The organism is Methanobrevibacter filiformis (assembly GCF_001639265.1).
Taxonomy (GTDB): domain Archaea; phylum Methanobacteriota; class Methanobacteria; order Methanobacteriales; family Methanobacteriaceae; genus Methanacia; species Methanacia filiformis.
On record NZ_LWMT01000252.1, the window covers coordinates 1 to 15,049 of the forward strand.

The following is a 15,049-nucleotide window of genomic DNA, read 5'->3' on the forward strand; positions in this document are numbered from 1 at the left end:
ACATAAAATTAAACAAACCAAAAACAATAAGAACAACTAAAAACAATTCAACAAAACCAACAAAATATTAAAAAAAACTCACATAAAAACACAAAAAATAAAGAAAAAATCAATAAAATAGAACAAATAAAGAAACATTAAATGCGAATCCTCTAATGTTTTTACTGAGTAATTAATGATAGTATTATTATAATAGCTATAAGTAATAAATTAGCTTTAAGTTCGTTATACAGTAATATAGCGAAATAAAAATCATACTAAAAATGAGGAATATAATATAAGACATTAGTATATTGGTTACTAATTAATTATTTAATATTAAAAATCATTGATTAATTATGAAACATTAGACTAATTTAATTAAATAATATTGATAAAAATAAATAAAACAAAGAAAAAATAGAAATATTTATAAAATACATGTGTCAATATAGATAAATGTTGAAAAATAATTAACAACAACTATAAAAAATATTATAAAATTTTTATAACACAAACAAAAAAGAGGTTAAAAATATGAGTTTACCAAAAGCACCTGTAAAAAGAATTATGAAAGAAGTAGATGACATGATGATCAGTGAAGATGCACTTAACAAAGTGATAGAAGAAACCACTAACTATATCAAAAAATTAACCGCTGAATCATTTAAAAATGCACAAATTGCAAAAAGAAAAACTATAAAACCTGATGATATTAAAATAGCTGTTAATAATCTTTAAATATTTTTAATAAAAATAGTTATATATTTAATATCGATTATAAATATTAATTTGTATATAATGTTAATTCGTATTAATTAATATTTTTTAATATTTTTTAATGGGATAGTACTAATAGATAATACTAATTAAATTAACACTGTAAATACAAATCAAATACATAATTATTACTTTTTCTTATCTTATTTTTCAACATAGATTTAATATTTTGGGGAAGAGTTATGTCTTTTAGTGGCTAACCTTCCCAAAACATAATTTAAAATAAGAATTATATACTTTTTGAAGGAAATAATTTTTAGGATAATCTTTTTTAGCAAGAAAAGTATTGTCTGAAATGGTTTTCCATTTAGATCCGCTTTTAGTAATTGTAAAAGTATTATATAATCCATTATTTAAGCCAGTCAACATATTAGACCTATATATTTTTGTTGGAATAATATTAGAACCTTTTTTATAAGAAGTGTATGATAATGAAACATACATATTAATTTTTTATTTCTTAAGTCGAATTTTTTAAAGGGGTCTGAACTTTTTTACGAGTTAATAGGAAATTCATAGTTAATAACATAAGTTACTTGACCCCAATGACCATGCTGAAATACATTGACCAAAATATTTTTGGCTAATTATTCCAATTATAATTAAAATCTTTTTCTTCATTTTATCTTCTTTAGGAAAATCATATTATATTTTATGTTTTAGGTTCACATTTGAATGATTAATTACAAATCATACAGTCAATATATGGACTATTACCTGTTTAAATAGTAAATTCATGTGCATTTATTGTTATCTCATGTACAATAATTTATAGATATATTTAGTCCTCTTTAATAAGGATATTAAATAATTGTTACTTGTTATGACATTACTATTCTGAATTAGCATTCCCTCATAACTTACAGTGTAGTTTGTCTAGCTAATTATAAATCGTTACTATACTAATAATATATTAGTTAAATAAATATTATAAATATTTTCACTGAAACAAGAGGTCTTAAAATTGTTATTTTAAAAAATAGTTTTCAAGCCCTCAGATTATGTAAATAATTAGTAAATAAGATTCAAAAATATCATACATAATCATATCAAGTAGTATATAAATTATAAAGAAATATAAACTAAAATTAATTCCAATTTTCAATTAGATATTAATATTTGTATTAATGTAAACAATACCCTTAATAATGAATCTTAATTAAAAAAAATAAGATTATTTAAAAAATACATTAAATTACAAAATATACAAACAATTGAATGATAAAGGAAAAAATTAATATAATAATAAAAACAAAAATATAAAATAGAATAAAAATTGTACCTAATTGAGGTATTGATTTAATAGTACACATAGGAATTATCATAGTTTTTAAAAAGGATATAATGAAAAAATTAAAGGTTTAAAACTTATTAACACCTAAAAATTAGTTAATAAAACTAATACTCACTTAAAGAACATATTAAGAAATAATAACGATTTAAAAAAATTTGAAGCTAAATAAATAATAAAGAAGCAATGAGTTTAATCAAAAAGAAAATAACTAGAAGTTATGAGCATATAATAAAACACGGAAAATAATTAGAAAAATAAGTTATTTAAAAAAATAGCTATTGTAGATTAGATTTATATAAATACATCTAATATAAATCAATTAAACAGGTTCATATAAATACATCTAATATAAATCAATTAAACAGGTTCATATAAATACATCTAATATAAATCAATTAAAATATATTTAGAAGCATCTAATTCATTGAAAACTGAAATTAAAAAAATAGTGGTTCTTATGATTAATAAAAGACTATCAGAAGAGTTTGAGATAAAAGAATGGCAAGTTAAAAATATTATTGAATTAATAGATAATGATAATAGCTTGGCATTTATAGCTCATTACAGAAAACAAAAGACAGGAAACTTAGATAATAGAACTCTTATTAAATTCAAACAGTTTTTAAAGTATTTAAAAGAATTAGAAGAGAAAAAAACTGAAATCATTAATAAACTATCATCTAAAGGTGAAATAGATAATGAAATTAAAGAATTGATTGAGAATTCCGAAACATTCACTGAAATAGAAGATTTATATGAACCTTACGCAGAAAAAGATGGAACACCATCAACAATAGCCAAATCAAAAGGATTGGAACCATTAGCAAATATAATAAGATTTCAACAAACAAAAATTCCAATAGAAGAAATAGCTAAAGATTATATAAATGAAGAAAAAGGAGTAAACACTGTTGAAGATGCCATTAGAGGTGCAGAAGATATAATAGCTAAAAAAATATCTGAAAATATTGAATTTAAAGATTTAATCAGAAAAATAAGTTATGAAGAAGGTGAACTTGAAGTTGAAGCTGTTGATAAAAATGAAGAGTCAGAATATGAACTTTATTATGATCATAAAGAATCAATAATTGACATTGCAAATCATAGAGTTTTAGCTATTAACCGAGGAACGAATGAAGGATTTTTAAAAGTTAAAATTACAACACCTAAAGATGATATTGTTCAATACTTGATCAGACATACACTAATCTCTGAAGATTATGGTGAAACTTACAATGAACTAACACGCCCTTATATTGAGGAAGCTGTTTATAAATCATATAATGATATAATAGCTCCTTTTGTTGAAAGAGATATCAGAAAATACATAGTTGAAAAAGCAGAAAAAGAGTCTATTGAAGTTTTATCAGAAAATCTTAAGAATTTACTTATGCAAAAACCAATTAGAGGGAAAGTGGTTATGGGATTAAATCCATCTCTTTACTCAACATCTAAAATAGCTATTGTAGATGAAAAAGGTAATGTTTTAAAAACAGATACGGTTTATATAAATGACATTGAAGAGTTTAAATCAACAATAAGTTACTTGATTAAAGAATTCGATGTTAAACTAATAGCTATTGGAAGTTTTACAGATTCTAATAAATTTGAGGAAGTCATATCAGAGATAATTAAAGGAACTGAAGTTAAATATGCTATTATAAATCAGACTGGAGCTTCTGACTATTCCCAAAGTGTCTTTGGTCAGATTGAATTTCCAGATTATGAAGTAGGTCATAGAATAGCTATTTCAATTGCAAAACGCCTGCAAGATCCATTAACTGAACTTGTTAAGATAGACCCAAAATCAATTGGTGTAGGACAATACCAGCATGATATGGAGGAAAAAAAGCTGATTGAAGCCATAACAAATGTGATAGATGTTGTTGTAAACAGTGTGGGAGTAGATATAAATACTGCATCAATATCTCTACTTGTACATGTAGCAGGAATAGATTCAGTAGTTGCAACCAACATTATAAGATATGTAAAAGAAAATGGACCCTTAACAACTAGAGAAGACTTCCTAAAAATAGATGAATTTGAGAAAGAAACATTTGAACAATCTGCAGGATTTCTAAGAGTTTATAATTCAATAAACAGGTTAGATGAAACCAAAATCCACCCCGAATCATATAATATAGCCCAAAAATTCTTAGAAAAACTAAATCTAACAATAGACGACATGGGAACAAGAAAAGTATCATTGGTTAATGTAAACTTTAAACAACTAGCAGAAGAGTTAAATACTGATCAGTACACCTTAGAAGATATAGCTATCCAAATAAAAAATCCAGAAATAGACCCAAGAGACAATATGCCTCATGTATTACTCAGAGACAAATCCTTAAGTATAAACGACCTAAAAGTAGGAATGGTAATGGAAGGAACCATCAGAAATGTGGTAGATTTCGGTGCATTCGTGGATTTAGGAGTATATCATGACGGATTAATTCATATATCTAAAATGAACAAAGGTAAATTCATAAATCACCCAACAGACATAGTAAATGTAGGTGATAGAGTAAAAGTGAAAATCCTAGAAATAGACCTATCAAAGAATAGAATACAATTGTATTTAATGTGAAAACAAAAAGATTAGTACTTATTAATACTTATTAATTATTTTTCTTTTATTAACTAAAATTTCCAATGACTTATTTGACTTATTAGAAAAATTTATAAATAGAATATGAATATATAATAACTATCAGTAACTGACTTTGTAAATTATTGGTGTGTACTAAATTGTTACTACTATAATTTAATAAAATAATAATTCAAATCATCATGTGATATGAGCTTTAATTTACATGAAACTCATAATCCTCTGTAATTTTGCAATCATGAATTCTATTTAAAAAGATTTAAAAAGCTATTCACACCAAAAATTTTACAATATCACTAACTAAATTATTATGTTCTGTTAAAAAGAGTAAAAATGTTAAGATTAACTTGAAAGGTGGAAAAATGGTAGAAATTGAAGAAAGAATAGGAAAAAATCATATCCGATATGCTGAAAGAAATGAAAAAACTGTAGCAAAATTTTTGGAATTCAGAAAGAATAATGCTTTAAAAAAGATAAATGTTAAAGCCAGTAAAAACATGCAGGCACTAAAAAAAGAAAATATGTGAATACATTACCATAAAACACCAAAATCTCAATAGTTAAGGTTTTAATAATTTTTATATTCTTTTATAGGATTATTACTGAGAATATCCAAAACTCACATTGAGTACTACTTTTTTAATCAATATTTTTAATAATTCTTTATTTTACTTATTCTTCTATTTTAGCGTGATTTATTAATGGAACTAAGTGCATGAGTCTCATTCTTTATATTGTATAAAATTTTTATACATTAAAATAATAATTAATCTATTTATAACTATCTAAATGACTTCTTAAATTATCATTAATTTCATCTATATCTAATTTAACATCTTCTATATTTTTAAATTCCTCAACATCCAACTCCCAGCCAAATATATTGTAATTTGTAATTATTGTTTTATAAATATTTAATTAATATTAATTATATAAAATGTATATAATGTATGTAGAGAACTTTGAGGGATTAAATGGAATATAATTGTTTTAATGTTAATATAGGTCATGAAATTAAAGGCAATGGAAACTTAGAGGAAATTCTAGAAGAATTTGGGAAATTATATATAACAGACTCATTTTTTACTCTTGTTAATGACAAAAAAGAAATTTTACAATTCATGCTAGAAAAAAATGATGGTTGGGTTGCAGATATTCCAGAAATGGAAAAAAACAGAGCTCTTCAAAAACATGTTGAGTATAGTCAATGTATTACTTTAATTGAAGATTTTTACAATGGCATATCTATTGATACTAGTGATTTTGATATTTTACCTCTTTAATATATAATTATACATTTCAAACTTTTAAAAAAAGTTTGATCAAAAGCTATTTTAAAAAATAAGTATTACATGAAAAATACGTTTATTAATATAAACAAGATTGTTATTGTCTTTAATAAATAGTTAATAGCTTAATAGGTGTATACAATAGATTATTTAATAATAATATTACTTGATGATGTATTCAAATCAATATATAAACTATTTGATGAAAATCAGTGAAACTTGTAATAAAAAAATTGATTTTATTATATAACATGAATTTAGATTCAGTTGGAGCTGAACAACTTGATCTATTTTAGTAATATCTAATGGAGATATTAGAACAATCAATGAAATTTTCAAAACAGATTTTAGGGGATCTCAGAGATACTTTAGTTGAGGCAACAGATATACAGTAAAGACTTAAATTATAACATTAATCCATTAAATCGGATTAAATTTAAAGGATCATTGATTTTTAGATTAATTATCTTATTAAATTAACTATTTTTAAAATTATTGCATAATATCATGTTATGTTTATTTATTTTTTTTACATTGTATAAAAATTTTATACAGTGAAATAATGAGATAATAAATAATTTATATTAAATAAATAATATTGGATAAGTAATATAAAATAGTAAATGTAAAATATAAAATACTAAACTAAATAATTACAATAATTACAATAATTACAAATTTTAATAAAGATTAAATTAACCTAAACACAAAATAAGGGGAGTTAAAAATTGAAAAACATTGAAAACATCTTACCTCTATTTAAATTAATTAAAAGTTATGATAAGTCATTTTTAAGGTTTGATATAATAGCTGGGATAACACTGGCAACTGTAACAATTCCAGAGGTTATTGCATACTCATCACTTGGAAATCTTCCACCAGAAGCAGGATTATATGCTTCAATAGCAGCATTCATTGCTTATTTTATATTTGGTAGTTCTAAACAGCTGTCTATTGGTCCAACTTCGGCTTTATCGATACTCGTAGGATCTACTATAGGAACATTAACTGTGATTAATTCTTTGAACTTCTGGATGATGGCATCATTTGTAGGAATCCTGGTTGGTGTTTTTTCAATTTTGGCATATATTTTCAAGATGGAATTTATTGGAAGAATAATATCACGAACAGTATTAACTGGATTCTCCACAGGAGCAGGTATTTACATTATATTTGCCCAACTTCCAAAGTTACTAGGAATTAGAGTAACAGGTTATAGATTATTGGAAAATATACCCTATTTAATAAGTCATTTACATTTAGTTAACTATATTAGTTTATCTATGGGAATAATAGCTATTATTTATTTGCTAATAAGCGAAAAATACTTTTCAAAATTACCAAACACTTTAATAATCGTTCTTATACCAGTAATAATACTTTCAATCTTTAATTTAGATTATTTACACATTCCAATTGTGGGAAACATTCCTTCAGGCTTACCACTCCTAACAATCCCAATCATTCCAATTAATGATTTAATGACTATTTTTAATTTAGCAATCGCTTGTTTTATATTGGCTTATGTTGAAACTATTGGTGCGACAAAAGCTATTTCAGTAAAATCAGAGGAAAATGTAGATAATAATAAAGAATTACTATCTCTTGGGTTTTCAAATATATTTTCAGGAGTAATTCAAGGATTTCCAGTAGGTGGAAGTTTATCAAGATCTGCAGTTAATAAAAATGCAGGATCTAAAACACAGTTATCCAATTTAGTATCAGCTATTATACTTATTATAGTGATTTTATTTTTTAGCGAGTACTTTGGAAAGATTCCTATATCAATACTTGCTGGAGTAATTATGATAGCTGTTTTAAACCTTATTAAAATAAAAGAATTGAAAGAATACTTTGAAATAAGTAAAAAAGAGTTCATATATGGATTAGCTACAATTTGTGGAGTGCTATTCCTTGGGATGTTTGAGGGAATTATTATTGGTGTAGCAATATCAATTTTAGGAATACTTTACACTATCTACAACCCAAGAATAATAGAACTTGGAAGAGTGAAAGGAACAAGATTGTATAAAGATATTAAAGACCACGATGAAGAAAAAATCCCAGAAGTTCTAATTTTAAGAATCGGAGGAAGCCCAGTTTTCTTAAACACTAATAAAATAAAAGAAGAGATACTAAAAAAAGTAGATGAAAAAAAAGATATTAAAATCATTGTTCTAGATTTAGGAGAAATGGAAGATTTAGACTTGGAAATAGCTAAAGATATTAAATCATTAAATGAAATACTTAATAATAAAAAAATAGAACTAAGATTAGCCCATTTACACACAAATGTTCGTGAAAGAATACGAAAAATGAAATTAGATAAAGAATTAAACATGTATCCTGGAGTTTATCCAACAATAGATGATATTGTTAATAATTGGGAAAATAAGGAGTATGATAAATAAAGACTAAATTACTCCGTTCCCCCAATTTAGATCGTTAACTCATTAATTTAGATCTTTTATTTTGCAAGCTAATTAAATTTCCTTTTATTGTTTTTCCTTTTATTGTTTTTTCTTTTCTATGTTTAACTTTCCTATTTAATCCCATTTAATCCCTAATTTAAATCATTATCCCTACAACCTAAAATCAAGTGATTCACCTACAAATTCAATCCCATCTAAGCTATTAAGTGTTTTATAAACTAATATCTCAACACCAGCATCATAAGCTTTAACAAGCATTTCACCAAAGTCAGGATCATTTTTCCAGTTAGGTTCAAAGCTATCACCAAGAGGATGTTGAACTAAAAAGAAAACAACTGTCCTTATACCTTGTTTTTTAAGTAAAATTAATTCTTTCAAGTGTTTTCGACCACGTTCAGTTGGAGCATCAGGAAATTTAGCTATTTTGCCTTCAACTAATGTTACTCCTTTAACCTCAACATAACATTCTTCAAATCCATCATCCTCATTGTTTAAAGAACAATAAATATCAATCCGTGATTTTCCAGCAGTTTTTTCTCTACTACATTCAGTATAATAGCTAAGTTCTTTTACTTGTTTAGCCTCAATAGCTTCAAATACTATTTTATTAGCTATTTGTGAATATATACAAACTAATTCTCCTCTGTTTTCAACAAAGTGAAGAGAATATTTGGTTTTTCTCTTGGGATTATCACTTGGAAGTAAATATACTACTGTATCTGGAACTAATAGTTCTTTACAGCGTCCAGTATTTGGAACATGTGCAATAACTTCTTCCCCATTAATTTCAACATTAGCTATGAACCTATTAGGTCTATTTTTAAAAATAGCTTTAATATAGTTACTCATAATCAACAACAATTAAATCTTATTAAAATATTTTTAAAATGTTTATTTAATTTTAAAACAAAATATGAATCTTAATATATTTTTGTCATTTATCATTGATGACAATAATATTTCAAGTTTATTGATAAATAATTTTACAATTACTTATGTCACCTATCATTGATGACAAGTAATAATGAGAATAAATGTAATAAAAATGTATTAAAAATTATTAAATGTATTAAATGTATTAAATGTATTAAGAAAATAATAGAATAGTATAGAATAGTATATATTTGAAAATATTTTTTAATAGAATAATAGTGTCTAAATATCCACAATAATCTTACCTAAAAATTCAGATAAAGTAGATGCTCTAAATCCATTTCCATATTTATCTTGTGCAAAGTCTCCAGCCTTACCATTAATATATGTAGCTAATGCTCCAGCATCATAGGTATTTAAACCTTGAGAAAGTAGTGCGAGAGCTACACCTCCAAGAGAGTCCCCAGTTCCCCCAACAGTCATTCCAGGATTTCCTGTTTTATTAATTCTTAAATTATTTTTATTGAAAATTAAGTCATACTTTCCTTTTAAAACAACCGTACCCTTAATATTTTTAGTTATTTCCTGAAAAATAGCTATTTTATCATGTATTTCCATGTAAGATAAATTATCAAGATTTTTATCTAAAATAGATGTATCCTCAATTATATTTGAGAAAAATGATTTAAATTCATTTAAATGAGGAGTTATTATAATATCTTCCCTATTTTTGATTAAATTCAAGTCCACTGATTTCAAAGCATCTGCATCAAGAACTATTGGTTTTTTAATTTTCGAAACAAGTATATTGAATAGTTTTCCAGTTTCATTCATTAAACCAGCTCCAGGACCAAGTAAAACTGCATCTACATTGTCAGCAATAGCTAAAATATCATCTAAAGCACTTAAAGTTAAATATTCCCCTTCATGTGATTTAACTATAAAATCTGGACTATACGATTTAATAACTGAGACATTAACTCTAGAAGTGTAAATATATACTAAATCAACACCTACAGAAAGTGCAGATAATCCTGCAATTGATGGTGCCCCAACATAATCCCCATTACCTCCAACAATTAAGATTTTTCCATTGTTCCCTTTGTGAGAGTTTTCATCTCTCTTTTTAAGTCTTTGAAGATCCCCTTTACCTACAAAAATCTCTGCTTCAATAGGTATTCCAATGTCAGAAGTTATTATTCCTCCAACAAAATCTTCTCCTGCTTTTTTAACACCTGATTTAATTTTATGAAATGTTATAGTGTAATTAGGTTTAATAGCCATATCATGAATTTCTCCAGTTTCACTATCCATTCCTGATGGAATATCAACAGCTATTTTAAGTGCATTTGAATTATTTATTATTTCTATTGTTTTTTTAATCTTATTTCTAAGTTTCCCTTTAATTCCTGTTCCAAGAATAGCATCTATTATTATATATTCACTAAAACTATTTGATTTAGCTATTTCAGTATAATTTAAGTCATTAGCATCCTCAATGTAGTGAATAGCTAACCTTGAAAAACAAGGAGACATATTTTTCAAAATAAGAGCATTTGTTTTAGCATCTGAAGATTTGATATTATTAAAATCTGCTAACATGAAAATATCTACTTCAAATCCACGATTTAGTAAGTGACGAGCAGCTACAAATCCATCACCACCATTTCCACCAGATCCTGTGAAAATAGCTATTTTAACTGGTTTTGAAAAGGTAAATGTTGAAAGTTTAGCTACCTCATCTGATAATGACTTTCCAGCATTTTCCATTAAGCATAACCGTGATAGTCCCAAATCCTCACAATTAATATCTGTTGCAATCATATCAATAGGTTTCATATTTTATACATTTGTTTCAACTTTATAATAAGTATTAACATTGTTTACTAATTTAGTAATGATGTAAAAATTATAGACATATAAATATAATCAAGAAATTATCTGTATATTTTCAATTAATTAAATTATTTAAATTGTTTAGAAATATATATAACTAAGTATATAATATATAATTAATTAATGTATTACAACTTAGAAATAAATACATATTAAATTAAGTACCATATGAAACTAAATTTAATATCCTTCTAAAAAAGGAGTATTAAGATCTATTAAGATACATTAACTAATAATGAGATGAGAGGTATAAATATGAAAGAATTTTTAAAATACGAAGAAAAAGCTAGTAGAACTGAGCTTTTTGTGAGGATTTTTTATTCAATTCCTGTTGGAATAATCCTTTACCTTTATGCAATCCTTGCAGGAGTATGCCAAGTATTATTATGGATTGTAATTTTAATTACTGGAAAAAGAGTTGAAAGCCTGAGCGAAGTTGTTGCAGACTTTTTAAAATATAATATACAAGTCATTAGCTATTTAAACTTAATAACTGATGAAAGACCAGGAATCACTCCAAAAGATATAAAAATTTTCATTGAAAAATATGAAGATGAATATTAATTTGTTATAGCAATATTATAAGGATAATTTATAATCAAATTGATTATAAACCTTTTTAATTTTAATTATTTTTAATTTTTTTACTGAATCAACTATATTATTTTACGAAGACATGCATAAGTTATAACTCTTTTTTTATTATGTATGGTTAGTAAATTATTAATCGTTTTAATTAGTTTTTGAGCTCTTTCATATTGGTAGTCTGCTTTACCCTTTTCAAGTAAATAATCATTTGGTTTAATTTTTTTTAAAAATTCAATAGCTTTAGTATATTCTTCTTTTCCTTTTAAAGCTAATGCCATATAATAATATGTAGTCTCCCAAGGTTCTTCTAATCCTAATCCTTGATTAAAATATTCTATTGCAGTATTATAATCTCCCATACATAAATAAATAGTTCCTTTAATCTCTTTTAAATAAAAATCATCTTCATCTTTTCTAATAACAAGGTTGATAAACTTTAAAGCTTTATCATACTCTCCTATTTCACGATAAATAATAGCTTTTTCTCTAAATTTAATTTCAGCATTCACATCATCATCAGGAATTAAATCAAATGTTGATAGTGCCTCTTGATATTTTTTTGCTTTAATTAAAGTTTGACCTTTATCAATGTAAATCTCAGTTGGTTCATCATCATGATAAGAATCTGATTTTTGAAGTTCAATAGCTTTATCAAAGTAGTTGATAGCTTGATCATATTTAGAATAATCTTCTTCACCATAACCACTATAGACATAAGCTAAAGAAATATATGCATCGGAATTATTAGGATTTACTTTAACTATTTCTTGTAAAAATGGTTCATCCTCTATTTCAGCACATTGTCCTACAAAGTCCATATTTAGATTCATTAATATAATATCATCTGGATGATAAATTAAAGACTTGTTAACAAACTTAGCTATGTCCTCAATAAGTTGAAAATGTTTTAATACATATATTTTTAATCTAACAAGCCAAATATTTTTATAAATAGATTCATCATAGCTATTTAAAAATTCAAATAACTCTTCATAATTTTCTAAATTAAACAAAATTTTTGATTTAATTAAAATAAAATCCATATTATCTGGATATCTTTTTAAGAATTTATTTGTTGTTTTTAATGCTTTAACGAAATTTCCTGCATTTATTAATTTATTTAGTCTTTTTGTTGTTTTTTCTATTTTTTCGTTCATTAAGAATCTCCTCTCATTGATTCTAATGTATAATTATATATAAACTCTTGAGCTTTCAAAAATATAGGTTTACATAATAGGAATGAATAGGATATGGTTTTATATACTTTTATATGATTTATATTTTTTAATTTATTAAATAGGCATTTTATTAAAAATAATTATTGTATAAAAAATTTACACAATAACTAAATCAATTAAATAATTGGCTTTAGGGTTCATTTAAACTATTACAAATTAAAAACTTAATAATGAACAGGAAAGAAGCTTTTATATTAGAATATTGGATAATAACTTCTCATTGATTATATATGATAGAAATATTGAATTAAACAAAGAAATACTAAGATAGTTATACTCATATATCAAACTGTAGATGAACTTAGATGAATTAGTATTATTATTGGAAATATTCATACCAAATAGGTATTTAAATTAATTTAAAAAGGAGTTAGAGACCTACATATAAATTAGATAAAGTTCTCCAATAAAACTTAAGTTTAAAAATTTAATATTTATACACTGATTTCGCAAAATAGAAAATTTTGCAAAATCTCCCATAAGTACCTAAATCAACTTTTATGGCTTCAAAAAAGATTTTGAAAAAATTTTTTATTTTTTCGAAATCAGTGTTAAATTTATATAAATCTTTTAAAATCATTATTCTACTGACTAAAATAATTGTGGATCAGCCTATATATTAAAAAAAATAAATAAAAAGGTTTGAAAGAAAAAATAGCTATTCAGACATAGCTATTTAGAATAATTCTCTTAAATTAATTTTGTAAGCACCTAGGTTTCCACCAAAGTTTCCAGCACTTATTTCTTTAACTCCATCAATAGTACAAGCTGCTTTAATACCTTCTCTCATAGCAGATTTAACTTGTTCTTCAGTTACACCATCAATAACAATTTCAAAGATTCCACCAATGTCTTTATCAATATCGGTTTCTGCAACTTCCTCTTTTAATGTAACACACATTTTTTCATTAGTTGAAGCATCTAAGAAATTATAGCTATTACAGCCTACTTTAGATCCAGAAGCTACAACACCACCAGGGAATGGGGTGATTGTTCCAGGAACTGCATGAATTGCATCTACTGCTGCTTCAGCTGCAACAAGTGCTTCCATTTTAGTATCTGCAAGTATAAAGAAATTTCCACCAGCAACACCATTTTTTATTCCAAATTCACTTTCAACTAAGAAGTCTCCAGACATGATTGGAATTGAATGGATTTTTCTACCATCAATTTCAAGTTCTTTCTCATATCCATCACCAAAGAACTTTAATTTAAACCCTATTTTGAGTTTTTCATCTTCATCTTCAAGAACATTGAATACTGCAGTTGTAGCAGCTGTTAATATTCCCATTCCAATTCTTTCAAGTAATTCATGGTCAAGTTTCTTCTTACCAGAGTTACAGATCATTATAACATATCCTGGTCTTCCATCTGGAGTTTCTGTTGGAGGAACATAACCATCAATTCCAGCTTCAGCAGGACATCCAATAACAGAGGACGCATAACCAGTTGCTTCAGTAGCAGCAATTTTAGCTAACTTTTTAGTAGCTGCAGTTACAAGTAATCTAGAAACTTTAATCCCAAAAGCTTCTGCATAAGTATCTTTTATTTTTACACCGTTAATTTCCATAAAATCACCAATTAGTTCTTTAAATCATAAAAAGAAAGTAAAATTACATTTTATAATTTAATGATATAATTTATAATATAGTTTATAATTTAATACAATTTAAGTATTTAAATAAGATAAAATAAGTTTTTCTATTTGATTTTATAAATAGCTATTGAAATGAGTAAAATGAAAAACTGAAAATAATTGAAAATAATGAGATTTATCCATTGCTATTCTATCTACTAATTTTAAAACAAAAATTAATATTTATACGCTGATTTCGCAAAATAGAAAATTTTGCAAAATCTCCCATAAGTACCTAAATCAGTTTTTATGGCTTCAAAAAGGATTTTAAAAAAATTTTTTATTTTTTCGAAATCAGTATTAAATTATGGCTTCAAAAAGGATTTTAAAAAAATTTTTTATTTTTTCGAAATCAGTAAGGCTGTGCAACAATTCAAAAATCTAATTTTTTAAATTTTGTTAATTAACTTAAAATTACATTTATAGAATTATAATA

11 protein-coding genes are annotated in these 15,049 nt (G+C 24.9%); 6 read left to right on the forward strand and 5 right to left on the reverse strand.

The genetic code is table 11. The features are described 5' to 3' along the window. Nucleotides 1–516 precede the first annotated feature (516 nt). Nucleotides 517–720 carry a histone family protein gene (locus MBFIL_RS07665; RefSeq protein WP_066973226.1) on the forward strand — a complete coding sequence of 68 codons (204 nt, stop codon included), beginning with the start codon at nt 517–519 and terminating at the stop codon, nt 718–720. A gap of 228 nt (nt 721–948) precedes the next feature. Here the strand turns inward: MBFIL_RS07665 and MBFIL_RS07670 are convergent, their stop codons facing one another. After that, complete coding sequence (locus MBFIL_RS07670) at nt 949–1,203, reverse strand: hypothetical protein (protein ID WP_066973228.1); 255 nt, start codon at nt 1,201–1,203, stop codon at nt 949–951. A gap of 1,307 nt (nt 1,204–2,510) precedes the next feature. Between MBFIL_RS07670 and MBFIL_RS07675 the strand changes: the two genes are divergently transcribed. The 4 genes from MBFIL_RS07675 to MBFIL_RS07685 all read left to right on the forward strand — a co-directional run bounded on the left by MBFIL_RS07675 (nt 2,511) and on the right by MBFIL_RS07685 (nt 8,361). Beyond that, the gene (locus tag MBFIL_RS07675; RefSeq protein WP_066973230.1) at nt 2,511–4,640 is read left to right on the forward strand and encodes a helix-hairpin-helix domain-containing protein; all 2,130 of its coding nucleotides are present in this window, start codon (nt 2,511–2,513) and stop codon (nt 4,638–4,640) included. Between the two features lie 383 nt (nt 4,641–5,023). After that, nucleotides 5,024–5,188 (forward strand): hypothetical protein, encoded by a 165-nt coding sequence (locus MBFIL_RS10645; protein WP_157078726.1) that lies wholly within the window; start codon nt 5,024–5,026, stop codon nt 5,186–5,188. A gap of 447 nt (nt 5,189–5,635) precedes the next feature. Further along, entirely contained in the window at nt 5,636–5,944 is a 309-nt protein-coding gene (locus MBFIL_RS07680; RefSeq protein WP_066973232.1) for a hypothetical protein, read from the forward strand. 734 nt (nt 5,945–6,678) lie between these two features. Beyond that, on the forward strand, nt 6,679–8,361 hold the full coding sequence (locus MBFIL_RS07685) for a SulP family inorganic anion transporter (RefSeq protein WP_066973234.1): 1,683 nt from the start codon (nt 6,679–6,681) through the stop codon (nt 8,359–8,361). 171 nt (nt 8,362–8,532) lie between these two features. On the opposite strand, the gene sfsA is transcribed toward MBFIL_RS07685, so the two are convergent. Beyond that, nucleotides 8,533–9,231: a DNA/RNA nuclease SfsA gene (sfsA, locus tag MBFIL_RS07690; RefSeq protein ID WP_066973236.1), complete on the reverse strand. Its 699-nt coding sequence runs from the start codon at nt 9,229–9,231 to the stop codon at nt 8,533–8,535. A gap of 306 nt (nt 9,232–9,537) precedes the next feature. Then, nucleotides 9,538–11,094: a bifunctional ADP-dependent NAD(P)H-hydrate dehydratase/NAD(P)H-hydrate epimerase gene (locus MBFIL_RS07695; RefSeq protein WP_066973239.1), complete on the reverse strand. Its 1,557-nt coding sequence runs from the start codon at nt 11,092–11,094 to the stop codon at nt 9,538–9,540. A 312-nt stretch (nt 11,095–11,406) separates the two neighbouring features. Here MBFIL_RS07695 and MBFIL_RS07700 point away from each other — a divergent pair, with 312 nt between their 5' ends. Beyond that, the gene (locus MBFIL_RS07700; RefSeq protein ID WP_211261738.1) at nt 11,407–11,715 is read left to right on the forward strand and encodes a DUF4389 domain-containing protein; all 309 of its coding nucleotides are present in this window, start codon (nt 11,407–11,409) and stop codon (nt 11,713–11,715) included. A gap of 92 nt (nt 11,716–11,807) precedes the next feature. Here the strand turns inward: MBFIL_RS07700 and MBFIL_RS07705 are convergent, their stop codons facing one another. Further along, complete coding sequence (locus tag MBFIL_RS07705) at nt 11,808–12,896, reverse strand: tetratricopeptide repeat protein (protein WP_066973243.1); 1,089 nt, start codon at nt 12,894–12,896, stop codon at nt 11,808–11,810. A 757-nt stretch (nt 12,897–13,653) separates the two neighbouring features. Further along, nucleotides 13,654–14,547, reverse strand: a complete 894-nt coding sequence (gene fhcD / locus MBFIL_RS07710; protein ID WP_066973245.1) for a formylmethanofuran--tetrahydromethanopterin N-formyltransferase — start codon at nt 14,545–14,547, stop codon at nt 13,654–13,656. Nucleotides 14,548–15,049 lie beyond the last annotated feature (502 nt).

Bases quoted from the DNA above. Each gene is read 5' to 3' on its own strand.
- MBFIL_RS07665 (WP_066973226.1), top strand. From the start codon at position 517: ATGAGTTTACCAAAAGCACCTGTAAAAAGAATTATGAAAGAAGTAGAT.
- MBFIL_RS07670 (WP_066973228.1), bottom strand. From the start codon at position 1,203: ATGTATGTTTCATTATCATACACTTCTTATAAAAAAGGTTCTAATATT.
- MBFIL_RS07675 (WP_066973230.1), top strand. From the start codon at position 2,511: ATGATTAATAAAAGACTATCAGAAGAGTTTGAGATAAAAGAATGGCAA.
- MBFIL_RS10645 (WP_157078726.1), top strand. From the start codon at position 5,024: ATGGTAGAAATTGAAGAAAGAATAGGAAAAAATCATATCCGATATGCT.
- MBFIL_RS07680 (WP_066973232.1), top strand. From the start codon at position 5,636: ATGGAATATAATTGTTTTAATGTTAATATAGGTCATGAAATTAAAGGC.
- sfsA (WP_066973236.1), bottom strand. From the start codon at position 9,231: ATGAGTAACTATATTAAAGCTATTTTTAAAAATAGACCTAATAGGTTC.
- MBFIL_RS07695 (WP_066973239.1), bottom strand. From the start codon at position 11,094: ATGAAACCTATTGATATGATTGCAACAGATATTAATTGTGAGGATTTG.
- MBFIL_RS07700 (WP_211261738.1), top strand. From the start codon at position 11,407: ATGAAAGAATTTTTAAAATACGAAGAAAAAGCTAGTAGAACTGAGCTT.
- MBFIL_RS07705 (WP_066973243.1), bottom strand. From the start codon at position 12,896: ATGAACGAAAAAATAGAAAAAACAACAAAAAGACTAAATAAATTAATA.
- fhcD (WP_066973245.1), bottom strand. From the start codon at position 14,547: ATGGAAATTAACGGTGTAAAAATAAAAGATACTTATGCAGAAGCTTTT.